Below are 24,181 nucleotides of genomic sequence, written 5' to 3'. Positions count from 1 at the left end.
CAAGCTTACCATCCGTACCGCCTCAGTCCTTTATCCAGAACTTCCACTACCTTTTGACCAGTTGTATAAGAATCTGCGGTAGACCGACCTGTGATAAATGGATAATCAACAATCACGGAGATTTCTTTCCCAAAATTACCGTGATATGCTCCATCTGGGCCTGTGGCATCTTGGAGAATATACTCTAAAGGATAGGGAGGTGGCCCCATGTTAATGTCTGCGCCGACAAATCCTGTGCCATCCTTGTAATCATATTCCTTGCAATGACCTGTGACGTGCTTACCCCAAATAATGCTCTTGCGGTCTGCTAAGTCACGAGCAAAGGCTAGACAAGTTACACCGTAGCATTCTGCTGCGATCGGCTTACCTTTTTTGTAAAAGCTGAGAATCAGGTCGTGAACCCGATGGTTATTTACTAAATCAACAATAGGGCCACTACCACCGACTATCAGTAGAGCATCGTATTGTTCCAAATCCTTCTGCACTTCATCGAGTGCATTGTTGTAGGCTTCCATTTCCCGGAGGAATTTTTCAGCACTCCAGTAAGGGCGATCAGGGAACCATTGTGACAGGATGATTGGATTGTCCAGTCGTGGATTCTTAGGATCTTCCAAGCGCTTGACTTTTTCCGCCATCTCCTGGGATACAACTGTCCGACCTAAAGGTGGGTCGATATAAGTAGGGTCCATGCTAGGAGGGAGCGCTACTGGCCTTTTCCCTGTTGCAGTTGCAAAATCAACCTGATACCCCGCAGCATCGAAAGTTTCTAAGGGGCCTACTAGCTCTTCACCCCAATAACCCCATTCTGATAGAATTGTTAGAATCTTTTTCACAAGATTGTCTCCTAGTGATAAATATGTTTTCCAATAGTCAGCTTGCAACTCTCAGTCTTGAAACAGAGGAAGTGGGCCTTCTACTTGAGAAACGATTAGTGGCAACAGATAACTGTTGAATTTGTTCGGTAATCGCATCAATGAATGGTTCAACCTCGTGTTTTGAGCGACCAGTAACAAGGTCGCCATCCACCACAACACCTGTAGGTGATGTTGTATAAACTGCACCAGCATTGAGAATATCTGCAAGGACAACCTCATGGCAGATAACTTGTCGGTCTTTGAGTAATTCAGGTATTGGTGTCAGTATCCAAAGACCGTGGCAGAGTGCGCCTTTAATAATCCTGGGATTTGCCATTGCCTTGGCGTAAAACTGTACAGCCGGTGAAGTACGAACTTGTTCAGCACTAATTGGCTGACCTGTTGGTGGCTCAAAGTAACGCAGACGCACGCTAGTATAGTTAGCGGTCATAATCACAGCCGCGTAGTCGTTAACATCTACGTTTTGAAAATCAATGTTTACATCTATTGTTCTAGGCGTATTGCCCGTATCTTCATCACTGAAAAAACGAACGCTCGGCTGATTCCAGAGCCTAGACATCAGATGTACCGTTGCTTGAAGTTCTGAGAAGCGTTTTTGATATGCTTCAATTTCTTCAGGGATGAACTCACTTTCTAGAAGAATTGCGATTTTTTTCCCACCAAGGGATCTAGGTATCATATTGGTTCAATATTCCTAGGGTCACTAGATTCTTAAATTTGGAATGTACGTGACTTATTCTTAAGCCTTTAGCAAAAAGTTTAGAGAGACTAAAACATAAATACAAGGGTGAATGTTTTGCAGAAAGGTTACTTTTTTTATTGACTAAATTTTATGTAAATTTAAAAAACCTAAAATAAAATCACAATGGTTGATTTTTCGTTCTCAGGTTGTATTATTTTGGTAATTCCGGCTCGACAAATACTCATAAGTACCTTTATACTGTAAGTAATAATTTAGAATTAATAAAAATTTAATACTCAAAAACAATAAGTTCCAGAAAATAAATAATCATATTATATTTTTATCAATTCTGAGTTTTGACTTTTGATTGGTAAATTATGTGTAATCAGAATTTTGCTCCCACTATCAATAATAATTGGCAATTTTTCACAAACTTATTTCGACTTAACTATGAATTTAATCAACCAAGAAATTTATTACAAGCTGGAGTTAATGCGAAAGGCTCTGAGCGAAACTGGTGCAATGGGCGTGCGATTGCGCGGTTCAGATTGGTTCGCTTGGGCTACTGCTGGTGGTTCTAACACAGTGCTACTCGCTAGTGAAACTGGAGTAGCGGAAGTTTTGGTAACTGCTAAAGATGCCTGGATATTGACTGATGAGATTGAAGCTCAACGCTTACAGGATGAAGAGCTTCCGGGTAGAGATGAGTCGTCAGATCGTCTTTACAAACTGCACATTAATCCTTGGGCTGATAAGGTTGCCCGCGAGTCTTTCGTGCGTGAGGGCACAAACGGGGGAAAGATTTTGAGTGACATTCCTACTACCCATGAAAGCTCATTACCTCTGTCACTCATAAATCAGAAGCGGGTGATTCTGCCAACAGAACTGGAGCGCTATCGGCGAGTAGGGCGTTTAGCAAGTGAAGCCATGACCGAAGTACTTTTGAAAGCCCAGCCTACCTGGACAGAGTACCAACTGGCCGGAGCAGGTGCAGAGGCGTTGTGGTCAAGAGGGCTACATCCAGCTTTGACGCTAGTCGCTGGAGAAAGGCGTCTGCCGCTATACCGTCATACCACGCCCAAACAAGAGGCGTTGGGACGTGCAGCAATGCTGGTTTTTTGTGCACGGGGATACGGTCTATATGCGAACCTGACAAGATTCGTCTTTTTTGGTTTGGAACAGGCCAATGCAGAGACACGAAATTTCGCGTCTCTGCATTCTCATGTCCATAAGATTGAAGCTGAAGCTTTGAACTTGTGTGTTCCTGGCAGGCCTATCAACGTAATTTATGACGCGCTTGGTCAGGCTTATGAGCAGCATGGTTATCCCGAAGCAATTCGCCAACATCATCAAGGAGGAACTACAGGCTATTTATCTCGTGAAATCATCGCTAATCCAACTACGAGCGAAAATTTAGTGGAAAACACGGCTGTAGCCTGGAACCCAAGTTTACCAGGAGCAAAGGTTGAAGATACTTTCATCATCCAGAAGGATGGAGGGCTAGAAAACCTAACTTTCGATCCAAAGTGGCCAAGCGTGAAAGTTGAAGGACGCGATCGCCCCTTACCATTAGAAATTGACTAAAATTAAGCCAGCCGCAAGCCTTTTAATGTAGTATCAATTGGTCTTGCGGCTAGTAGTTCGCTTTCGTGACTTGGCGGGGTAAAGGGTAAGGGGGAAGGGGGAAAGGTTTTAAATCCCTTACCCTTTCCCCTTTCCCCAGCCTGAAAAAGCGCATTTTTGGGTTGGCAGACTACTAGTTTGTTCTAATTTTATCCGATGTCGTGAGTCAAAATAATTCGTAATTGATAATAACACTATCCTCAATTACGAATTACGTTAGCGTAGCGGGGCAAAGCCCATTACGAATTATTCAATCGCCCTTCCATAAGTTTCAGTCATTGCTCTGAGGCGATCGCTAACCTCTGGCGTTAAAGCTGCGGACTGATATCGCCAACCCCAGCTACCTACAGTTTTGCCAGGAAAATTCATCCTAGCTTCGGTGTCCAATCCCAAAACGTCCTGTAGAGGAATAATCGCCTGATTGGCTACAGAACTCAGTGCCAATCGAATCAAATCCCAATGGATTCCAGACTGACTCTGACAACCTAAATAAGCCAAGACTTGTTCTTTTTCCGAGGGTAACAATTGATTAAACCAGCCAACTGTCGTGTCATTATCATGAGTACCCGTGTATACAACACAATTAGACTGATAATTGAACGGTAAAAAACGCTTTTCAGCGGAAGCATCGCCAAAAGCAAACTGTAAAATTTTCATGCCAGGAAATTCAAATCTGTCTCGCAGAGCATATACCTCTGGCGTAATTTCTCCCAAATCCTCGGCAATAATTGGCAGGTTACCTAACTTCTGTTTGAGTACCTCAAAGAAAGCCTCTCCAGGAGCTTCAAGCCAGCTACCATTCATCGCAGTTGTTTCGCCCTGCTTTACAGCCCAATAAGCTTGAAATCCCCGAAAGTGATCGATACGAATCAAGTCTACATAATTAAGCATGGACTGGAAACGTTGCACCCACCATTTGAAGTTTTCCTGCTGTAGCCGCACCCAGTTATAGACCGGGTTACCCCAAAGCTGTCCAGTCGCGCTGAAGTAATCTGGTGGTGTTCCTGCCATTAGTGCTGGTTCACCTGTCTGTTCATCAAGGCAAAAGTTACCGGGATTAGCCCAAACGTCAGCGCTATCGTGAGCCACATAAATTGCGATATCTCCTAGTATCTGAATCTCGCGCTGGTTAGCATAGCGCTTCAGTTGCGACCACTGCAAGAAAAACTCAAACTGTAGATATTTATGGTAAAAAACTTCATCTGCGAGTCGCTGCTGCCATTGCTTGATCGCTTCTGGTTTGCGCTGAGCGATCGCCATCTCCCAAGTATTCCAACTAGCACCATTGTGGGCATCCTTGAGTGCCATAAACAAGGCATAATCATTTAGCCAGTAAGCCTGACTCTGACAAAACTCCTGAAATTCCTGTTGCTGACTTGATGTTGCACTAGTTCTGAAGTTTTTACAGGCTTTTTGCAATATTGGTATCTTTGTTTGGATAACCTGCGAAAAATCTACTCTTTCAGTGGAAAATTTTGGTAAATTAGTGAAATCTTCAGCTATCAAGCCCCTGTCATACAACAGTTGTGGGCTAATTAACAGGGGATTTCCAGCGATCGCTGAATAAGAAGCATAAGGAGAATTACTATCTCCCGTAGGCCCCAATGGTAATATCTGCCAAAGCTGTTGTTTACTTTCTACTAAAAAATCAACAAAGCGATAAGCTTCCGATCCAAAGTCACCAATACCAAACTGACTAGGAAAAGAAGTAGGATGTAGCAAAATCCCGCTTGTTCTGGGAAAAGGCATAATAAACCTCTATTTTAAGAAATGAGAATAAAACAAATGATAGAACTGACTAGCACAGGATTACGAGCCTATCCGAACTATCTCAAGTGAGAAACTAACAAAACTAAAATTTGTTGTGACTAGTTATAGTGCCTTCAAAAACCCTAAAATCTTGATAAATATTGGTTTTAGGATATGTATAGACGCTTTTAGCGGCTTGCCGCAGGCATCGCAGTTTAGGTAAATGAATAAAGTCGAGCTAAGTGGTATGGCCTTCATAAACGCTGCTGACTGGTTTCATGCAGAACTCGAAGAAGTATAACTTTTTGATCTACGATCTAAGATTAAGAGGCATAAAACATAGATGCAAAGGTTAATGTTTCGTAGAAAGGTTGTATTCTTTTGCTCTATTTTTTGGAATTAATTGCTCACTAAACATAATTCTCTCAATCCCAACCTTTTTAATTTTTTTCAATCGAGATTAATCGGTCTATCACTATATCACTATCAAAATAAGACTACCCTACATCATAACTCATTCTTAATTTAGAGAGGATGAGATGAAAATAAATAATAAGGAAACTCGAAAAAATGCAACCTTTAACCAAAAATTTAACCATTGCCGTCATGTTGTATATTTTATAAATTCTTTCATGGTTAGGTTATATCTGATGCAAGCCAACTTTGAGTACTAATACAGTCTTTGTTTTTTAGTAAAAAATATTTTCCTAAAATGAAATACTTGGTAAGTTGAATTTCCTTGTAAGTTTACCCAACCTTTATGGTAACTCTCGAAAAAATAAATTTTAGCTTTAATTTCCAAAGCTAGTCTGTACAACTACTTTTAGAAAATGTCTAATTATGAAGTGGGGAATTTATGGATCACAAATCTTTTAGTCGCCGTCATTTCCTTCAAGGTGCCACTCTATTCAGTGCTAGCGTAGCAACTTCAGTACTTACTTCTAGTCGTACTGGAGCTACTATTGGCGATGAGTATTCAGAGGCTGTTGTTATCGGTAGTGGCTATGGTGGGGCTGTTGCTGCTCTACGTTTGGGACAAGCTGGTATTCAAACATTAGTATTAGAACGCGGTCGCCGTTGGGAAATCCCATCTCAAAATAATCAAGACGTTTTTGCAACTTATCGCAAGCCTGATGGTCGAGCTGCTTGGCTTAGTTCGACAACTTTATTCGGGGATTCTGTAGATACATATACAGGAGTTTTAGAAACTTTAAGAGAATACGGCGCAACTCCTTTGTGTGGTGCTGGAGTTGGAGGCGGTTCACTAGTTAACAATGCTGGTGTTGTAGTACCCAAGAGTCGTTATGTATTTTATCAAGTCTTTCCTCGGTCAATCGACTATGATCAATTGCTTGATGTTTACTTTAATCGTGTTCGTAAAATACTGGAGCCAAGCCCTATTCCAGCCGACGTCTTAGCTACTAAATACTATGAATCAACCCGGTTATTTCAACAACATGCAAGTAGGGCAGGATTTGCAAATTATCTAATAGATTTGGCTGTTGATTGGAATGCAGTTCGTGATGAAATAGCTGGAACCAAAGTAGCTTCTGCGAGTATTGGAGAAATTTGGTTTGGCTGCAACAGTGGAGCGAAGAAAAGTCTAGACCGCAATTACATACCCCTAGCAGAGCAGACTAAATATGTTGAAATTATGCCTCTGTGTGTAGTAACGGCAATTTCTCAATTACCTAACGAAAAACTTTACCGAGTTTCATACAATCGGATAAACACATCAGGAAAAATTCTGGAAACAAAAACTGTTACCTGCCGCTATTTGTTTTTAGCTGCTGGCTCTATAGGCACTTCCAAACTTTTGGTTAAGGCTAAAGCCACAGGCAAGTTGCCTAAGTTAAACGATCATGTTGGCAAAAATTGGGGAACTAACGGCGATACCGTTGGTCATCGCTCAAATTTACCACCTATTAAGGATCAAGGAGGATTTGCAGGTGCTATTCTTGAACATTACGATAATCCTATAAGTCCAATTATCCTGATGAATTATCCACAATGGAATAATCCTATAGGATCGCAAGAGTGTCTTGGTATGGGTATACCGAAAGCTAATGGGGTCTTTAAATATGATGCAAGGACAGAATCTGTGAACTTATACTGGCCTTCATACCTTAATAGCAATAAACAACATATAGATGCTACAAAGCTTACGTATAAAATCCTTGACGATGCCAATTTTAAAGATGGGAAGCAACCCTCAACAGAGTTTGTTTACCAGAATGTTGCTCATCCTTCAGGAGGAGCTACTATTGGCAAAGCCTGCGATCAATACGGGCGGGTATTCGGTTATAAAGGGCTTTATGTCGTAGATGGCGCGCTTCTTCCTGGCTCTGCTGGAGGTGCAAATCCTTTTTTAACTATTGCAGGTTTAGCAGAGCGCGCTATGGACAAAATTATCCCAAAAATTAAACACGGAGGCTGGTAAATACTTCGTTTATTACCTGAATATCTTTTAGGAGTAAAAATAGAATTTGCTGGTGTTTAATTTGCATTCTAAAAAACTTTACTATGTCATGAATGCTAGCTTTAAATCAATGTTCGCAAAGGAAAAGTTTAAAGCTTAAAATATTGACATTATATATAAGTTTTTGCTTCAGGAATATACTCAATTAGTTCAATTAAATAATTCAGGATGTAGAGGTATATGGTTAATAACTTGTATCGTCGTCGTCGTTTTATTCAAGGTGCCGCCTTTTTCGGTGCTGGTTTAGCAGTTTCAGCAGGAAGCCCTATTTATCGGACAAGTGCTACTAGTAATTATGAGGACACAGAAGCGCTAATTATAGGTAGTGGCTTTGGTGGGTCTATCGCATCTCTACGTTTGGCACAAGCTGGTATTCAAACACTAGTATTGGAGCGAGGTCGTCGTTGGAATATTCGCTCTGATGGGAACACTTTTGCTGATTTCCGTAATCCTGATGGTCGAAGTGCTTGGCTGAGTCCAACAAATTTATTTGGTCAGTCTGTAGATGTGTATACAGGAGTGTTAGAGACCTTAAATGAAGACGGCGTTACTGTTTTAGCTGGTGCTGGCGTTGGAGGTGGTTCTTTAGTTTACAATGCTATTATTTACCAACCTATTCGCGAGTTATTTTATAGAGTTTTTCCTCGTTCAATTAGCTACAAGGAAATGGATGAAATTTACTATCCTCGCGTTCTTTCAATGTTGAGGGCAGCACCAATACCAGACGACGTTTTAAAGACTGATTATTATGAGAAAACGCGATTTTTACTGGAAAACGGAAAGAAAGCAGGCTTACCTACTCGATTACTAGATTTAGCTGTTGATTGGGATATAGTTCGTCAAGAAATTCGAGGAGAAAAGATTTCTTCTGCTATTCAGGGTGATCATTGGTTTGGTATTAATAGTGGAGCAAAAAATAGCCTAGATCGCAATTACTTACTTCAAGCAGAACAAACTGGATTAGTAAAGGTAAAACCTTTACATATAGTCACAGAAATTTCTGAATTACCGCGACATGGTTACAGGGTTAAATGTAATGAGATTGATGAAAGAGGAGAAGTAATTCAGTCAAAAAGTTTTACCTGTCGCTACTTGTTTTTAGCAGCTGGTTCTATGGGAACTTCTAAACTTTTGCTCAAGGCTAAAGAAAAAGGCACATTACCTAAATTGAAACCTAGTGTTGGACAAAATTGGAATAATAATGGAGACATGGTTGCCCAACGTTCAAATTTACCAAAGCCTGTGATTAACACAGGAGGTCCATCAGGCTGTGTCGTGGAAAACATTAATAATACTCAAAATCCGATTAGTCTGATGAATCTGGAAGATTGGTCTGGTGGCCCAGGAACACAAAGGTGTCTTACTTTGGCTATGACAAAACCAAAAGGATTTTTCACTTACGATCCGTCTACAGATGGTTGCAAGTTACACTGGCCTGAACAAGAAAATAGAGATAATTTATTAGCTGCAAAAGTTACTTACACAACTCTTGATGGCTCGATTACCACCCCTACTACAACACCAAAGACAGACGTTAGTGCCTCTATCTGTGCCCATCCTTTAGGAGGCGCTGTCATGGGTAAAGTGTGCGATCAATACGGTCGGGTGTTCAATTATCAAGGTTTGTATGTTGTTGATGGTGCGCTGATTCCTGGGCCTACTGCATGTACAAATCCTTCCTTCACTATTGCAGCTATAGCAGAACGTTGTATGGAGAAAATCATTGCAGAAGATATTTACAATAAAAGATATGCTCTTCAAAGAAACGATAATTCTCAGTTTGTCGCAGCTAGGGACTAAGAATATCCAAATTATAGACATGGCTGCATTTTCAAGGTTTTGTTCGTAAAAGGATTTCCTGGTTTTTAGGTAGGGAAAGCAACTATTTTGATTGGTTATAAGCTAGCACATCTAAACTACAAGCAATGAGAAATAGTTATTTATCCCTTGCTCAAGGTGTAAGCATCCTTTGTCTAACTTTACAAAGCGCTTCTGTGCTGGCTGAAACATTACAACCTCCTGCCAGTTCTGAGCCAGTTGTAAACCCTACCATTCTGGAAGTACGAGCCAGTGTCATTGAAGCATTGGAGCCTACTTCAGAGATACTTAGCTTGATGACTCAGACTGCGACTGAAGCGGTTCCTGAAGATGAGATTGTCCACAGACTTTCTTCTGAAGCCCAAGTTACCTCTGTGAGCCAACTTGCAGATGTGCAGCCTGCTGATTGGGCTTTCCAGGCACTCCAATCTTTGATTGAGCGCTATGGAGTTATTGCAGGCTATCCTGATGGCTCTTACCGAGGCAATTCAACTATGACCCGTTATGAGTTTGCTGCTGGAATCAAAGCAGCACTTGAGCGAGTACAAGAGTTGATTGCATCTGGAGTAGAAACGCAAGTAACCCGCGAAGACTTGTTAACATTGCAACAACTGCAAAAAGATTTTGCGATCGAACTGGCAAGTTTGCAAGGTCGTGTAGATAATCTGGAAGCTAATACGGCAAAGCTAGAAGCCAATCAGTTTTCCACTACCACCAAGCTTACAGGGCTAGTTGTAGCTGCTGTTACTGGAGGGGGTTTCAGTGGTGATCGCATTATCGATCCTAAAGGTGCAGAAATTGCCAATCAGAACCCAAATGCCACCTTTGTCTATCGTGCTTCTCTAAATCTTAACACCAGCTTTGGCGGAACTGATTCGCTGCTAGTCCGTTTGGAGGCAGGCAGCGCTTTAGGGAACGATAATGCCGCCGGATTTCTAGAGCCAACTTTTGGTAGCGTCCTAGATTTTTCTTATCGTTCAGCTATCAATGACGAAGTTTTGCTCACTCGTCTCTACTACAGCTTTATGCCCTTTAAGGACTTGAAAGTAACCTTAGGTCCAACAATTACCGCCCCAGATTTCGTTGACAGGAATAGTTACGCTAACCAAGGCCACTTAGACTTCTCTACTCTGGCATTAACCAATAACTATATTCTTTCGCCTCTTTTAAATTTGGGCGCTGGGGGAGTCATTGAATGGAACCCAGGAGCAGGGGCATTTACAATGCGGGCAGTTTATGTGGCTGGAGATGCGGCAAACCCTAACCCTAATAGCCAGAGTTCTCGTACTAGTGTATCGCCTCTAGTTAACTTATTATTTTCTGATGGGGATGGAGAAAGTGGCTTGTTTAAAGATCCTTATCAAGGGACTGTTGAACTAGAGTATGCACCCTCTAGTGCATTCGCTCTGCGTCTTCAGTACAGTGGCGGCAATCTATTTGATGGTCGATTTGATGTTTTTGGGGTAAACATTGAACTAGCGCTCTCGCAACAACTAGCTATTTTTGGTCGTTACGGCTATGGTCGCTACAATAACACTGATTTTGGCGACATTCAGCCTAATTACTGGATGGCAGGGTTAGCGCTCCGAGACCCGTTTGTGCCAGGGGCTTTGGCTGGTATTGCCGCAGCCCAGCCCTTTATTGAAAATGCAGTAGGCAACGCTACACAGACTAACATCGAAGCATTTTACAATCTACCACTTAGCGACAACATTCGGATTACACCTGTAGTACAGGTTATCACTAATCCTGCCAATCAAGAAAGCAACGGTACGATTATCACAGGTACTGTGCGAACAAGTATATCCTTTTAAAAAATTCAGCAGAGTACATTTGAAAACTTAGCTATCAGCATTTAGGAGAGAACAAATCACCTCTGTAAGTAGCTATAAGGCTTACGCACACTTTAGGAATTCTTCTCTACGAGACGCTTAACGTTCACGTAGTGTCTCGTAGAGAAGGCGTTCTTGGCATCCGTGGCAGTTCGATAAGTTAAGCTTTTTGGCAATTTTTGCGTAAGTCCTGACCTAATGAAAATTAATTTAATTGTTCCTCTTGGCTAAATAAGCGTTTGAGTCGATTTTGATAGGTAATTTAGTTTGCATAAGCGCTATGTATTTCTTAAAACAACCACTACAAAAAGAGGTTTTTCTCTAATGCGGAAATTTTCTTTGATGGTTTTCAGCTGTGTACAAATTTTGCTACTGGCTTCTTGCCGTTATACTTCCAAGAACGCCACCTCTACCTCTGTACAGGCGGCAACGCAGCTTCCAGATACGGCTGTAGCTGTTACCTTATCTGAAGTAACACTGCCGCCAGCATATCTAATCTCACCAATGAAGGTTTTGCAGAGCGACAAATACTCTGAGGGAATTGTCTTGGACAGTAAAGACAACCTCTACTTCTCTCAAACCAAAGCTGGGACAATTACAGTTTTAACTCCTGAAGGCTTTACTAAAATCTGGGCTAAAATCCCAAGTCCTAACGGTCACAAGATTTTGCGCGATGGCACTCATGTTGTCGCTGCCAAAAACTCGGTAGTACAGCTAGATGCCGACGGCAAGCTTTTGAAAGTGATTGCAAAGGAATTTAATGGCAAGCCCCTGGAGTATCCCAATGACATTACTATTGATTCACCAGCAGGAGGTATTTACTTCACCGACTCCGGTAGCTCAAACCCCCAGACCCCAAACGGCGCAGTTTATTATGTGGATTCTACAGGAAAAATTAACTTAGTTGTTACCGGATTGGCTTTTGCCAATGGCATTGTCCTCACTCCGGATCGCAAGCGGCTGTTTGTTAGCGAGAGCAATAAAAATCAAATCTTGGTCTATGACATACTGTCACCGGGAAAGGTGAGTTCGCAGAAAGTGTTTGCTCAACTCCCTGTAAAACAGGGAGAGCAAATCGACGATAAGCCGGACGGTATATCCCTAGATGCGATGGGTAACCTTTACGTAGCTCACTATGGCATGGGTCAAGTGCAGGTTCTCAATCCTGAGGGCAAGCTGATCCGTCGATATTCTACTGGTAATCTCACCACCAGCAACTGCGCTTTTGCAGGTCCAAAGCTCGACCAGCTATTCGTAACTGGCGGTATAAAAACAGAAGACGGTTATGGAGGGATATTCCGCTTGAATATTGGCGTACGCGGATTAGATACCCGCTAAATGGGAACAGATCCCCGTTAATCGCTACTTTGCCAAAGTAATACATAACAAGGTCTTGGTGAGTATAAGTATGAACTTTTGGAATTTCATACTCATATTTAGCAACGCTAAGTTTTGATTGAATAAGTCGATTGTAAAACTTAGTTCGGTATAAAGTAGAACCGAAAAAATGCAAACTTATTCCAAAATTTTAACCATTGTGTTTGTAGTTGTGTTTTGTAATTCTTAAACTAGAGCAAAATTAGATGGCAATTGGCAAAATAGCTCAATAATCACAGTTGCTCTTAATTTTTACACAGCAAGCCAATCTAGTTGACCACACTTTTCCTACTATTAATCCAGCTAATAGGGAGAAAACACTAACCGCCAAAGTAACATATTCAACGACAAACTCAAAGGAAAGACGCATGAATTTGCAAAATAAAGTTGTTATTATCACTGGGGCTAGTGGTGGGATCGGCGAGGCAGTTGCCAAGGAGTTAGATGCAGCAGGTATGAGTCTAGTACTCACAGCGCGATCGCAAGATAAACTCGAACGGCTGGCCTCTAAATTACAAAACGCCGAAGTTGTTCCGGGTGAGATCACAAACCCTGAATTGCCACAAAAATTGATAGATTTTGCTATCCAAACTTTTGGTCAACTTGACGTAGTTTTCAACAATGCAGGCGTGATGACTGTAGGTCCGATTGAAAGTGTTGATATCGAAGCAATCTGCCAGATGGTTCGAGTCAATGTGGAATCTGCTTATAGAATAGCTTACACAGCATTGAGACATTTTAAGCAATCCGGCAGTGGATTTTTGATCAATACTTCAAGTATTGCTGGACTAAAAACAGCTCCAGAATTAGGCGCTTACTGCGGTACTAAATTTGCTATTGAGGCCTTTACGGATTCCCTGCGCGTGGAACTTGCAGGAACCGACATTCGTGTATCAAGCATTGCTCCAGGTACTGTGGATACTGGCTTATACGAGAAGTGGGATGAGGAGCAAAAGAATTTCGTTTATTCCGGAGGTGTACTGCAATCAGCGGACATTGCCCGTTGCGTTCGTTTCATATTAGAACAGCCAGGTAACGTTCTGATTCCCAGGCTCATGGTAGTTCCAGCCGCTGAACCAGTATAAAGCTATGGTGGGTAGGTTTTAATTTACACTCTAGAAAGAAAATACAAAGGATACGATCATGACTACAGAAAAAAGAGTTGCACTGATTACAGGAAGCTACAAAGGTCTTGGCTTTGAGATTGCTAAAAAATTGGCAAAGCTTGACAATATTCAAGTGATTATAACTGGTCGCGACAAAGCAAAAGGATTAGAAGCTCGCGAAAAATTGGCCATGCAAGGTCAGGAAGTAGACTATTTACCTCTTGATGTCACTGATGATAAAAGTGTTGAAGACTTTGTAACTGCATTACGCAAACAGTATGGACGAGTGGACATTTTAGTCAATAATGCAGGAGTAAACCCTGCAAAAGAACCTGAGGAAAGCAGTCTTCTTACTGCTAAATTGGATACAGTTATCTCGACATTTACAGTCAATACGGTTGGTTCTTTACGTGTGTCTCAAGCACTAATCCCCCTGATGAAAGAGCGTAATTATGGACGCATTGTTAATGTATCCACTGAAATGGCATCCTTAAATTTTATTAGTAATGATTTTTATCCCCTTGCTCCCTCATATAGGCTGTCAAAAATTGGTTTAAATGGAGTGGCTTCTTTATTGGCGAAAGAATTAAAGGGCACTAATATTTTAGTCAATAACTATTCTCCTGGATGGATGAAAACTGATATTGGAGGAGCAGATGCGCCCTTGACCGCAGAGGAAGGTGCAGAAACAGCTGTTTATTTAGCTACACTGCCAGATGGTGGACCTCAAGGGGGCTTTTTTGCAGAGATGAGAAAGTTTGGTGGCCCCTTTCCTTTGCCTTGGTAATAGTTCCTTCAGGATAATGTGAGTCGATACTGGATAATATCAAGTCCGGATGAACACTTATAATAAGCAAATGGACATGATATGAAATACTGGAATTTCAACAGCATCCTGAAGTTTAGATATATGTAAATAAAGCCTGCTTTCGGCAGGCTTTTAAGATTAGGAGTACTCTATATAAAAACTTACAGCAAATTTGAACTTCGTGAGGTAAATAAATACCCTAACCGCGCAATCGTGTACCCTACCCTTACTAAGAGAAGGACTGGGGGCGTACCTAATGTAGCTGCAAACGCTGTAATTCAAATATGTTTTGTCTATTTCAAAAAGATCAAACTCAGCTAATGGCTAACCTTAATACCCTATATATAAAATACTATTTTTTCAATCAAGTATAGGAATACTAATAATTACCGTAAATTTAACTTTTTAATTTATAGCTGTTGTATAATTTTGGATTATTTTGATTGCTATATGTTTAAGATAATTAATTTTCAAATATCAATAGACGAAAACTTTATATTTTATAGACTTAGACTAAGATTTCTTGGAAAAATGAAAACTCAGCTATACAATGGCTCAATATTCAATTAATTCAAAAACTTCCGCACGAGATATCTATACTCTAAGCTCGGATAATCCCTTACTAGAAGTAGACTCTTTAGATTCGGAATCACAAATGGCAAGGTTGGTTGGCTTTGCAGAAGGATCTCCTGCTATTGAAGTCCCGGCTTCAGAAGATTCTACTGCTTTAGAGCAGCCAGTTTCACAACCACAAAAACTTGAGACTAAACAACTCCTCTCATTTAACTCGTTTGCCAAGTTAGGCTTGGCGGGGACTGCTACTTTAGCTATAGTTTTGTTAGCGGCTGGGTTTTTATCCCAGCCGATGGACACCAGCAGTCAAAAGTCAAGAAATAATATTGTTGTCTCGCAAGTGCGATCACAACTAACTACTGTATCCAGTTCTCAAGGACTAGAAGGAGAAATAGAAATTTTAAAAACGAAATTAGCCTTGACTGAACAAGCAGAATTGATCAAAACCACACAACAAAACCTTAAAACTAAAAAATTAAAGCCTCCTCATCTTCTAGTCACTTTAGATATAGAACCGTCAGGTGATTCTAGAAATAAACAGCCAATGACGCTGCGAAGAACGCCAACACCTACACAAAAACTTTCTCGGTCTGGAATAGTCACAGTTAAACGAGTACCTCAACTTTCACAGATGACAAATGTGAAGCCAGACACTCAACCAGCCATTGATTTCACTCCACCACCCACACAAAACCCAATCAAAGAATGGACAAGGTTAGCAAAGTTAGGTAGCTATGGTCAGGTAAATTTCACTGGTAAATTTAATAGTAAAATTGCTACTTATGTACCTTCACAAATTACCCAGGTAGCGCGACAGATACCAAATTCCAATCCTAACCAAATCCAACCACAATCACCAAATCCAAAATTGGTAGCAGTGGGGGCTAGCGCTAAAGCTGTATTAGCAACAGCTGTATTTGGGGAAACTACTAAAGCAAAGAGTAACAAAAATCAAGATGAAAACAAGAACATATTTGTTGTGCGTTTGAAACAACCATTAAAATCTGTAGATGGTGCGATCGCTTTACCTGCTAACACCGAGTTATTAACTGAAGTCCGTTCTATTTCCCAACAGGGTTTACTAAAGCTGGATGTAATGAAAGTTATTGTACAAAATAATCGCACCCTCACAGAAAAAAGCTTACCGCAAAATGCTATGATTATTAGCGCTCCCCAAGGTAAACCTTTAATAGCAAACCAATTTCCCAATCAAGGGTCATCCATTACTGGGATGGATGTAGGACTATTTTTCTTAGGTGCTGCTAGTAAAGCAGGAGAGTTATATAATCGTACTGATTCCCAAATTACTATAACTAGCAACAGCACAGAATATACCACTAATAACTTTAGAGGTAACATCTTAACAGGTTTGGTAGAAGGTGGGATAAACACTGTACTTCCCCCAATTTCTCAGCGGAATCAACAGGCTATCTCTCAAATAAGGATGCAACGTACTAATATTTGGTTTTTGCACGCAGGCAAAGATATTGAAATATATGTCAATCAAGCCATGCAGTTTTAGATTTTAGTATTAAAATTTTTGTCTTCTACAACAACAACTCAAAAGCTAGTTTCAGATCCTAACTGTTTAACCCTCTCCTAAGAAAACAGAATGGTTTCTTTCATCCATAGTGGGTGATCGCTCATGAACAGCTTCTGTCACTTTGGGAGAAGACAATTACTGAAAGCCTTTCAGAGTTTTAATTTCTAGGTTTTGACTATAAATTTCATTTACTGTTAGAAAATAATGTATTAAAGCTTGACCAATAAAAGTTTCAGAATCTTGCTTCGATTATTGTTTTCCGAGAGTACATAACAGGGTTAATCAATAGACCTGCCTTGAAAATAAGGCAGGTTTAGTATTTAGGTGACGCAAGTAGGCATTAATAAGTTTGAGATTCAAGCACAGTCCGCTTCCTAGCCAGAAAGCATGGTAACAATCTCTTTACACCCACTTTTTTTGGCAATATCTAAAGGAGTGTCTCCGTTCTTACCTTTGATATCTAAGCGAGCACCTGCGTTTACCAGGAGCCTGACTCCTTCAATATTGTCCTGCCAAACTGCATCGTGTAGGGCAGTATATCCGTTATAAGGGCCCTGAGCATCTATATTAATCCCATATTCAATCAGAATTTTCATAACCTCTGGATGTCTCAAATAGGCAGAGGCATGAAGTGCAGTGGCCTTCATATTTGAGTCAACCGCGTGAATATCAGCACCAGCGTCAAGGAGCAGTTTCACCATTTCTGATTGGCCGTTAGCAGAACTGACAAGCAAGAGGCTATTTCCACTGCTGTCTGTTTGGTTAACGTTTACGCCAGTTTCAATGAATTTTTTAGCTTCTTTAAGGTTGTTATTAATTACCGCAGCAACTAAATTAGTACTCATATTTGTAGGATTAAAGACTTTAAAGCTCTTTATAAAACAATGTAAAGAGTGGAATGCAGCAATGTCTAATGACGAACTATTTTACATCCATGCATTGTTAAAACTATATTTTGTATGAAATGAGAATACCTTGGTATATCTAAACTTTTATTTTTATAACCATTCGTGAATAAACTGTTATACGTTGAAACAAAAAACTTGTAATAGGGAATTTTTCTAGTAGCAATGGTCAATTTTTATTTTGCAAGTTTATATTTTTTAGCCCTACTTGGTATTGCTACTAGAATAATGGGATAACTTCACTCTCACCATCTGTGCTTGTACTACTTCTTTTTTCTCCAATTTGATAAAGTTAATTAAACTTTCAGCTTTTTCTTGAGTTGAAGTTTCTAATTTCAGCAAAGGCATTTCCAGCCAGCAGCTTCGGCAAAACCAGTATACCTGGTTATTACTAATATGTTGTAGAAGCCGATGGGAGCAGCAAGGACAATTTTTCATACGATCTACTGGTTGAAAGTTGAATTTTAACTACTGACTACTGATTAATCTCAAGCTTTGGCTAGGGACTATTTCTGATTAACAATAAACTTATCGCAGAAGTTGGGTAAAGGATCAAGGTTAAGAATTCAAGGAAAATTCAATCTCTTTAAATGTTTTTTATTCCCCTGTCCATAACTGTTGCAAAATTAACTTTTGGAAGAGGTCTAATAACACAATAGAGCATTGCTGAATTCAAGTATAAATTTTAAAAGCTTAATATTTTAAACTGTTTCATTTGCACCTTTGCACGAAACTAAATTCATACCCAAAATCAGCAACGCTCCAGCGTAATCAATTACCCCGTTGCTGCTACAAGATTACTTGCAACGGATTTTAACTTGGTGAAGTATACAACCTAAGCGCTTTCTAGATCGGCTATCAGTACAGAAATGTTCAATGCCTTGATCTGAACATCTGAGTTATAAAAACTTTTATTACCAGTACTTAGCAGGAACAGTCAAATCGACCTGTTCGTTTTGTTTTCTGTTTTCCTGGTTAATGTTTTGTTTTGGTTCAACTGACTTAGTTTGGAGAACTTCTTCTTCAATATCGATACCAAGACCTTGAGCAACGCGAATGCCGTATTCTAAGTCTGCATTGTAGAAATGAGGAATTTGTCGTAGTTGAAATTCCCGCTTTGCAGGCTTTAAGCTATCAACCAGATTGTCCACTAGACGAGCTTTCTCCTCTTCTTTCATCAGCCGATAGAGGTCGCCTGCCTGAGTAAAATCATCATTATTATGTTCTAATGCTGTTCGGTCTGCATCACCTGAAATACTATAGGGCGGCTCTTTGTATTGTTGCGCTTCTTTTGGCCCGCCAAAACTATTAGGCTCATAGTTGACGCTGCTACTACCGTTATCATCAAATCGCATGAGACCATCCCGCTGATAATTTATTGCCTTTCGTGCATGAGGACAGTTGATGGGTAATAGGCCGTAGTTACCTCCTAGACGATAACGATGGGCATCTGCATAGGCAAACAAACGCCCCTGTAGCATCTTGTCTGGTGAGAAGTCGATTCCTGGAACCACGTTGGCAGGTGAAAAAGCAACTTGTTCTACTTCTGCAAAATGATTATCAGGATTTCGATTGAGAACTAAACGACCAATGGGAGTAAGGGGATAGTCTTTACGTGACCAAACCTTAGTAATATCAAAGGGATTGAAGCGGTAAGAGCTAGCATCTTCAAGCGTCATAATCTGGACATAAACTTTCCAGGCTGCTTGTTCATTCTTGGCGATCGCCTCAAACAGTTCTCGCGTCGTGTAATCTGGGTCAACCCCTGCGATTTGAATAGCTTCTTCTCGAGTAAAATTCTGAATGCCTTGTTCAGTTTTAAAGTGATACTTGATCCAAACAGCTTCACCTTGGGCATTAATCCATTTAAAAGTGTGGCTGCCATAGCCATTCATATGCCGATAGGACTTTGGAGTACCCCGATCTGAGTACAGAATTGTCGCCTGATGGGTAGATTCTGGTGTAAGGGAAAGGAAATCCCAAACCATATTTGGATCTTTGCAATTAGTCTGGGGGTTACGCTTTTGGCTATGGATAAAATCTGGAAACTTCATCGGGTCACGCACGAAGAAGACAGGCGTGTTATTCCCAACAAGGTCATAATTACCTTCTTCAGTGTAAAATTTCACGGCAAATCCTCGAGGGTCGCGCACGGTGTCTGCGGAGCCTTTTTCTCCAGCAACAGTTGAAAATCTTACGAAAACGGGTGTTTGCTTGCCAACTCTTTCCAAAAACTTTGCCTTTGTCCACTGGGTAACGTCATTGGTTACCTCGAAATAGCCATGAGCAGCTGCGCCTTTAGCATGAACGACTCGTTCCGGAATTCGCTCCCGGTTGAAATGGGCGAGTTTTTCAATTAGGTAAAGGTCTTGAAGCAAAATTGGACCATTACTTCCAGCTGTCAAGGAATTTTGATTGTCGCTAATCGGAATTCCAAAGCTTGTGGTTAAGTCGTTATTTTCTGTCATGTTTACCACACAAAATAAATGTACAAAAACATATAGATAAGTCTTGTTCAAATTCAAAAATCATTTTTGGATAATGCTGATCTGCAAATCCCTCAGACTTAAATAAAAGTCAAAAATGATTTCAACACGATTCGCAAGTTGAGACTAAGGTTATCTGTATCAAACCATTGTCTATTTTTGCAACAGAACCATTTTCGCTTTTTAACATAAGTACTTCATCAGCAACAGTACTCTTGTTAAAAATCGCAGCAATCTCTTGGATACAGGCTTGCAACCGTTGAGCTTCTGCAAAAGTCACAGTTGTGGCTTCCTGGTTGATTAATTCGCTTGAGCTTGCCTTTTGTGGGACTCTTTGCCAACATGGGATGCTCTTGCTCCGATGCGACCTTCGCCATGTTTGCGGGGTTATATTGTGAAGCCGGAGGAACTGGCGACCGAAATGGCGTCTATCTAAATAGCCTACTGCTTCGGCAATTTGCTCCACCGACTGGTCTGTTTCGAGAAGCAAACGACGTGCCTCTGCCATGCGGCGCTCTACAATCCAACAGAGCACAGTTTTTCCAGTCTCTCGCCGTACAAGGTCGGTGAGGTAGGCAGGAGATCGACTGACCGCCTCAGCCACCTCTCTAAGACTAATTGAATTATGATAATTTGTCTCAATAAATCGAAAAACATGGCTTAACAAAGGTTGTGACTGAAGCAATAACTTTTCAAAGCTTGTCAGTATTGCCGTATTAATACCGATGTTAACGTTATAAGAGTCAATACCATTTAATAAGTAGTTAGAGTCCATCACTTTAGCCTCATTCATTGTATTAAATACACTTGGATTTCATCTCAGATGATCTGAACTAGAGTAGAGCCTAAATATTTATCTTTTTAGTCAAGTCTCAGTTAATCCCCATAAATTAATTCACCTAATGTTATACTTTTCCTTCATTCATTTATAAATCTTGTCTGATCACTAATTCGGTCAACGCCTAATCCAATACAGCAATTCATCGGAGGCAGAAACGTCGCGATAAAAGCTAAGTTGCTCGCATTTTAAGTAGCACGAACCGTGATGTCCTCGCCGAAGCAAAGTTTCGTTTCCCTTGGCGATGACTTCGTTCGTTTCATCATCAAAACAATTCCATTCCGAGTAGATAACTTCACCATTGAACATAATAATTGGCCAAGCTATTGTTACACTTGGTTGAGCAAGAATTGCCCAACGATTTACTTCTCTATTTGTTGCTGCGGTTCTGCCATAAAAAGGTCCATCAGCACAGAAATATACAAGATTATTGGCATACTCACCTGCTAAAATGTCCCCCCGCCCTTGTCGTAGCGCTTCACAGTGCGTTGGCCACCAATGTTTATTTTCCTGTTCTACTTGCTCTAAGCTGTATTCTAGAGTTATTTCAGGTAAGGTATCATTACGTAGGGAAAGATATGTCTCTGCGTCTTTAAGTAGTTTCATTGCTAGTTCATTAGAAACTAGCTCAGGCTTGGAGTAATCTACTAACAGATCATTGTAGTAGTTAGTTCGCTTCGTCATTTAAAGCCTCGACAAAGGGCTGGTCATAAAAACATCAACATGGATGAAGAAACTTTTTAGAAAGTTTTAACTTTTTTGCAGAGGCGCTATCATAATGTATACTCTTAGACATAATATGCTGTTAAAAAACATATTAAGTTTCTGCTAAGGGTACGATCCTTACAAAAAGGAATCGAAAAGCAAAACCGTTGTTGTCCAGAATATGTATATATAGCAGCCAGCGAAATTAGAGGGGAAACCCCCCGTGCATGAATCGGGGGATATAACCGAGTAAGTTAGTGTTAGGAGGCCTTGAGAGTGAGTAATTCTCTCAAAGGCTTTGCCTATAATTATCTATTTCAACATTGGTTTTAGCCAGTTAAGATAGAAAACTTAAGCGGAAAAGTTTGTGTTTTTCAGTAAGATTTTAGGCAAAGTTCCAACTGAAGCGGTTTTTAGCCAACAGTAAATGTAAATCACAGGTTTTGCTAACTTTGCTAAAATTTGCATTTTGTACCATTCTCAAGCAATTGGTTATTTAACTAATTTGCACACGTATAATCTTTAAATTTCTTGCTAATAGGGTTGAACATTACTAACACTCGGCTAAAAAGCAGAAATGTTTCTTTACATCTATTACGGGGCGGGCGATCGCTTATAGACAGCTTTTATTACTCTCATGAGAGTATAATCAATGTACTGTGCGCTTAACTCATCAGGGGCGTTGGATTGTGGTCAAGAACGGCTATCCTCAATATCACCGTAGTAAATAAGTACATAAAAGAGTGCTAAGTAGTTTCACACTTTTGTGCATAGTTAAAGGTTTAAATTTAAACTTAGAGAGAAGTCAGAGACACTGTGCCTAGCTTGCTTCCTGTTCGCCCCTGGAATCTCTCTCGTAGGGAAGAGTACGGTGGAGATACAAAGTCAGTCCAAGGGGACGCACAGTTTTACCAAATTTAATCCGCTAAGAACTTATACAAAGCTGGACTAAGGTGTTATCCTTTGTCAAATCAGTTTTTACAGATGTACATTTTTGATAACTGAAACCGCGCTATTGCTTACGTAGTAAGCTTTTTAACCTAAATAGTACATTTGTCTATGCAACTTTAAACTTGAAGAGGAGAATGTCACAGCAAAAAAAGAACTTATCTTTATCTTAAGTTTCTTATCTTGAGTTGCAAAAGTTTTGTAAAGTTAGCAAACTTAACTGCAACAGGCATCAGTCAACTAACCACATAAATGAAGGTGCGTAAGATGAGCAATTAGCAATACTGCGAAACTTTAGATTCGTCTACATTGCCTCTGGGCTAACTCCTTCGGTTGCACATTGAGTCTGCTACCGAACGGTTTTGACTACCAGCAAGGCATTTTTGCAGGATACGAGATGCAGGAGTATTTACTTCTAATTCTCTCGCCACTAAGTGGAATACCTCTATCACGGAGGTTTGCGATAGGGAAGACAGTTGAAACACATCCTGTGTTCAATCCATTTGTTACTTATAAAATAAAAGCTTCCTGTTAGTTTCTTAAATAAAATCTTCCTGTTAGTTTCCCTAAACCTTATACACGAATGAAGCCATTTGTCAATCAGGTTTCTGTCAATACATAAGTCCTAAGGATATGGGATTTTCTCGCCATCTAAGTCATCTTTAACTACCCCTTTTCTTGGAAACGTCCAGCGAAACTCACAATTGGACATTGCGTTTCTCAAAGAAAGTCAGCAAATTGCCCATGCCTTGGTAGCCAAGGCGGTGGTCAAGATGCTGAAATACATCGAAATGCAATATGCATTTGGTGTTTCGATAGGTGCGATGGTGTAACCGTCTGCCGTAGGCGATCTCCTCTAGCATTCCAACAGCACAAGCTGTAACACAGTTCAATTGACTTACTTGACTGGCAATTTTTTGGAATTGTTGCTTAATAACGCCTTAAATAGCTCAACCCATTGTACTGTCTACATTTTAACCATCGGGCGAAATGCTTGCTGTGCTAGATTTCATGGGTTATTTAGCTTATTTCGCAACAACTCTATTATTGCCACGGGTGACTTTGCCTAATTCTGTAGCAACCAGAAGTGAGGAAACGAACTATGCGTAATGACTTTTTAATTGACATTGAATGGGTACGTATTGCGCCTGACAAAGTAGTGGTGGCCACGGCTGACCGCGTTTGGTTGTACCGACCCAGTTCTGGCGATAGCAGCGATTTCTTAGCCCAACCGAGAAGCGGTACAGGCAGTGTAGCCACAACCCAAAAGCTCTTCGATACCTCCATCGTGCTTGCTAAACGTGCAGTTTTGTCGAGCCACCGCCCCCCTACCTTGAGCCGTACGCGTTGGATTTGGCATTTGGCGGGTCAATACCATCTCACCCACTCCACGCCACGGCTGATGGAAGAAGCTGCCCAGCTGTTTGCTGCGGCTGGTCGCGAAAGTTTGGCGCAGTGGGCAACGCAAAAAGCCATTGAAGAACGCGGTCACGACCGACTTGCCCTACTCGATATTCAGTCACTGGGATACAAAGCTGAGGCGGTGGTGGAAGTCTTCGTTCCTCCATCGGCAAAGGTTTTATTAGATTACTTCACCCGCAGTGTGCAAGCCCATGATCCACTCAGTTGCGTAGGCTATTGTTACACGCTGGAACGCCTTGCAACCGCTATTGGTGAGGAGTACATTCAGGCGGTAGAAGCGCTGTTGCCATCTGGCACAAATGCCACCCGATGTCTGCGTGTACATAGTGGTGTTGGCAGCGATGTGGAGCATGTGGAGGAGACCGTTGCACTGGTAGCAGCGCTAACTCCAGAAGAACGCACTCGCGTCACT

At 40.9% G+C, this 24,181-nt stretch carries 18 protein-coding genes; 9 read left to right on the top strand and 9 right to left on the bottom strand.

From position 1 onward, the window contains the following. Positions 1 to 5: 5 nt before the first annotated feature. Both H6G97_RS27040 and H6G97_RS27035 read right to left on the bottom strand, forming a co-directional pair. Positions 6 to 833 (bottom strand): type 1 glutamine amidotransferase domain-containing protein, encoded by an 828-nt coding sequence (locus tag H6G97_RS27040; RefSeq protein ID WP_190943664.1) that lies wholly within the window; start codon positions 831 to 833, stop codon positions 6 to 8. 37 nt (positions 834 to 870) lie between these two features. After that, positions 871 to 1,554 (bottom strand): DJ-1/PfpI family protein, encoded by a 684-nt coding sequence (locus H6G97_RS27035; protein WP_190733985.1) that lies wholly within the window; start codon positions 1,552 to 1,554, stop codon positions 871 to 873. A 453-nt stretch (positions 1,555 to 2,007) separates the two neighbouring features. Here H6G97_RS27035 and H6G97_RS27030 point away from each other — a divergent pair, with 453 nt between their 5' ends. Further along, on the top strand, positions 2,008 to 3,141 hold the full coding sequence (locus H6G97_RS27030; RefSeq protein ID WP_190943663.1) for a M24 family metallopeptidase: 1,134 nt from the start codon (positions 2,008 to 2,010) through the stop codon (positions 3,139 to 3,141). 285 nt (positions 3,142 to 3,426) lie between these two features. Here the strand turns inward: H6G97_RS27030 and malQ are convergent, their stop codons facing one another. Further along, complete coding sequence (gene malQ, locus H6G97_RS27025) at positions 3,427 to 4,929, bottom strand: 4-alpha-glucanotransferase (protein ID WP_190943662.1); 1,503 nt, start codon at positions 4,927 to 4,929, stop codon at positions 3,427 to 3,429. Positions 4,930 to 5,785: 856 nt separating this feature from the next. Here malQ and H6G97_RS27020 point away from each other — a divergent pair. The 7 genes from H6G97_RS27020 (at position 5,786) to H6G97_RS26990 (ending at position 16,444) form a co-directional block, all read left to right on the top strand. Next, the gene (locus H6G97_RS27020) at positions 5,786 to 7,369 is read left to right on the top strand and encodes a GMC oxidoreductase (RefSeq protein ID WP_190943661.1); all 1,584 of its coding nucleotides are present in this window, start codon (positions 5,786 to 5,788) and stop codon (positions 7,367 to 7,369) included. A 219-nt stretch (positions 7,370 to 7,588) separates the two neighbouring features. Then, positions 7,589 to 9,208: a GMC oxidoreductase gene (locus H6G97_RS27015; protein WP_190943660.1), complete on the top strand. Its 1,620-nt coding sequence runs from the start codon at positions 7,589 to 7,591 to the stop codon at positions 9,206 to 9,208. 125 nt (positions 9,209 to 9,333) lie between these two features. Then, positions 9,334 to 11,040 (top strand): iron uptake porin, encoded by a 1,707-nt coding sequence (locus H6G97_RS27010; RefSeq protein ID WP_190943659.1) that lies wholly within the window; start codon positions 9,334 to 9,336, stop codon positions 11,038 to 11,040. Between the two features lie 360 nt (positions 11,041 to 11,400). Then, positions 11,401 to 12,396, top strand: coding sequence for an SMP-30/gluconolactonase/LRE family protein (locus tag H6G97_RS27005; protein WP_199349672.1), 996 nt, complete (start codon positions 11,401 to 11,403; stop codon positions 12,394 to 12,396). 407 nt (positions 12,397 to 12,803) lie between these two features. After that, a complete protein-coding gene (locus H6G97_RS27000; protein ID WP_190943657.1) occupies positions 12,804 to 13,520 on the top strand; it encodes an SDR family oxidoreductase in 717 nt (238 codons plus the stop codon). A 58-nt stretch (positions 13,521 to 13,578) separates the two neighbouring features. Continuing rightward, on the top strand, positions 13,579 to 14,328 hold the full coding sequence (locus H6G97_RS26995) for an SDR family NAD(P)-dependent oxidoreductase (RefSeq protein WP_190912742.1): 750 nt from the start codon (positions 13,579 to 13,581) through the stop codon (positions 14,326 to 14,328). A 571-nt stretch (positions 14,329 to 14,899) separates the two neighbouring features. Further along, the gene (locus H6G97_RS26990) at positions 14,900 to 16,444 is read left to right on the top strand and encodes a TrbI/VirB10 family protein (RefSeq protein WP_190943656.1); all 1,545 of its coding nucleotides are present in this window, start codon (positions 14,900 to 14,902) and stop codon (positions 16,442 to 16,444) included. A gap of 395 nt (positions 16,445 to 16,839) precedes the next feature. On the opposite strand, the gene H6G97_RS26985 is transcribed toward H6G97_RS26990, so the two are convergent. The 6 genes from H6G97_RS26985 to H6G97_RS26960 all read right to left on the bottom strand — a co-directional run bounded on the left by H6G97_RS26985 (position 16,840) and on the right by H6G97_RS26960 (position 23,240). Beyond that, positions 16,840 to 17,343: an ankyrin repeat domain-containing protein gene (locus H6G97_RS26985; protein ID WP_338421855.1), complete on the bottom strand. Its 504-nt coding sequence runs from the start codon at positions 17,341 to 17,343 to the stop codon at positions 16,840 to 16,842. Between the two features lie 231 nt (positions 17,344 to 17,574). Next, positions 17,575 to 17,712: a hypothetical protein gene (locus tag H6G97_RS26980; protein ID WP_190943654.1), complete on the bottom strand. Its 138-nt coding sequence runs from the start codon at positions 17,710 to 17,712 to the stop codon at positions 17,575 to 17,577. Between the two features lie 572 nt (positions 17,713 to 18,284). Further along, positions 18,285 to 19,838 carry a catalase gene (locus H6G97_RS26975; RefSeq protein WP_190943653.1) on the bottom strand — a complete coding sequence of 518 codons (1,554 nt, stop codon included), beginning with the start codon at positions 19,836 to 19,838 and terminating at the stop codon, positions 18,285 to 18,287. Positions 19,839 to 19,959: 121 nt separating this feature from the next. After that, on the bottom strand, positions 19,960 to 20,649 hold the full coding sequence (locus H6G97_RS26970; RefSeq protein WP_242055273.1) for a helix-turn-helix domain-containing protein: 690 nt from the start codon (positions 20,647 to 20,649) through the stop codon (positions 19,960 to 19,962). A gap of 162 nt (positions 20,650 to 20,811) precedes the next feature. Beyond that, positions 20,812 to 21,378 (bottom strand): hypothetical protein, encoded by a 567-nt coding sequence (locus H6G97_RS26965; RefSeq protein WP_190943652.1) that lies wholly within the window; start codon positions 21,376 to 21,378, stop codon positions 20,812 to 20,814. A 1,667-nt stretch (positions 21,379 to 23,045) separates the two neighbouring features. Then, positions 23,046 to 23,240 (bottom strand): hypothetical protein, encoded by a 195-nt coding sequence (locus H6G97_RS26960; RefSeq protein ID WP_190943651.1) that lies wholly within the window; start codon positions 23,238 to 23,240, stop codon positions 23,046 to 23,048. A 209-nt stretch (positions 23,241 to 23,449) separates the two neighbouring features. Between H6G97_RS26960 and H6G97_RS26955 the strand changes: the two genes are divergently transcribed. Then, on the top strand, positions 23,450 to 24,181 hold a 732-nt coding region (locus tag H6G97_RS26955; protein ID WP_190943650.1), incomplete at its 3' end, for a hypothetical protein.

It is taken from the genome of Nostoc flagelliforme FACHB-838, from assembly GCF_014698065.1.
In the GTDB taxonomy this organism is placed as follows: Bacteria; Cyanobacteriota; Cyanobacteriia; order Cyanobacteriales; family Nostocaceae; genus Nostoc; species Nostoc flagelliforme_B.
Note: the sequence above shows the minus strand (reverse complement) of the source record. Positions and strands in the feature narration are given on the sequence as shown.

Excerpts from the sequence above, each read along its gene's own strand:
- H6G97_RS27005 (WP_199349672.1), top strand. The coding sequence starts at position 11,401 with ATGGTTTTCAGCTGTGTACAAATTTTGCTACTGGCTTCTTGCCGTTAT.
- H6G97_RS26995 (WP_190912742.1), top strand. The coding sequence starts at position 13,579 with ATGACTACAGAAAAAAGAGTTGCACTGATTACAGGAAGCTACAAAGGT.
- H6G97_RS26970 (WP_242055273.1), bottom strand. The coding sequence starts at position 20,649 with ATGAATGAGGCTAAAGTGATGGACTCTAACTACTTATTAAATGGTATT.
- H6G97_RS27035 (WP_190733985.1), bottom strand. The coding sequence starts at position 1,554 with ATGATACCTAGATCCCTTGGTGGGAAAAAAATCGCAATTCTTCTAGAA.
- H6G97_RS26990 (WP_190943656.1), top strand. The coding sequence starts at position 14,900 with ATGGCTCAATATTCAATTAATTCAAAAACTTCCGCACGAGATATCTAT.
- H6G97_RS26965 (WP_190943652.1), bottom strand. The coding sequence starts at position 21,378 with ATGACGAAGCGAACTAACTACTACAATGATCTGTTAGTAGATTACTCC.
- H6G97_RS27000 (WP_190943657.1), top strand. The coding sequence starts at position 12,804 with ATGAATTTGCAAAATAAAGTTGTTATTATCACTGGGGCTAGTGGTGGG.
- H6G97_RS27030 (WP_190943663.1), top strand. The coding sequence starts at position 2,008 with ATGAATTTAATCAACCAAGAAATTTATTACAAGCTGGAGTTAATGCGA.
- H6G97_RS27010 (WP_190943659.1), top strand. The coding sequence starts at position 9,334 with ATGAGAAATAGTTATTTATCCCTTGCTCAAGGTGTAAGCATCCTTTGT.
- H6G97_RS27015 (WP_190943660.1), top strand. The coding sequence starts at position 7,589 with ATGGTTAATAACTTGTATCGTCGTCGTCGTTTTATTCAAGGTGCCGCC.
- H6G97_RS26975 (WP_190943653.1), bottom strand. The coding sequence starts at position 19,838 with ATGACAGAAAATAACGACTTAACCACAAGCTTTGGAATTCCGATTAGC.
- H6G97_RS27020 (WP_190943661.1), top strand. The coding sequence starts at position 5,786 with ATGGATCACAAATCTTTTAGTCGCCGTCATTTCCTTCAAGGTGCCACT.
- malQ (WP_190943662.1), bottom strand. The coding sequence starts at position 4,929 with ATGCCTTTTCCCAGAACAAGCGGGATTTTGCTACATCCTACTTCTTTT.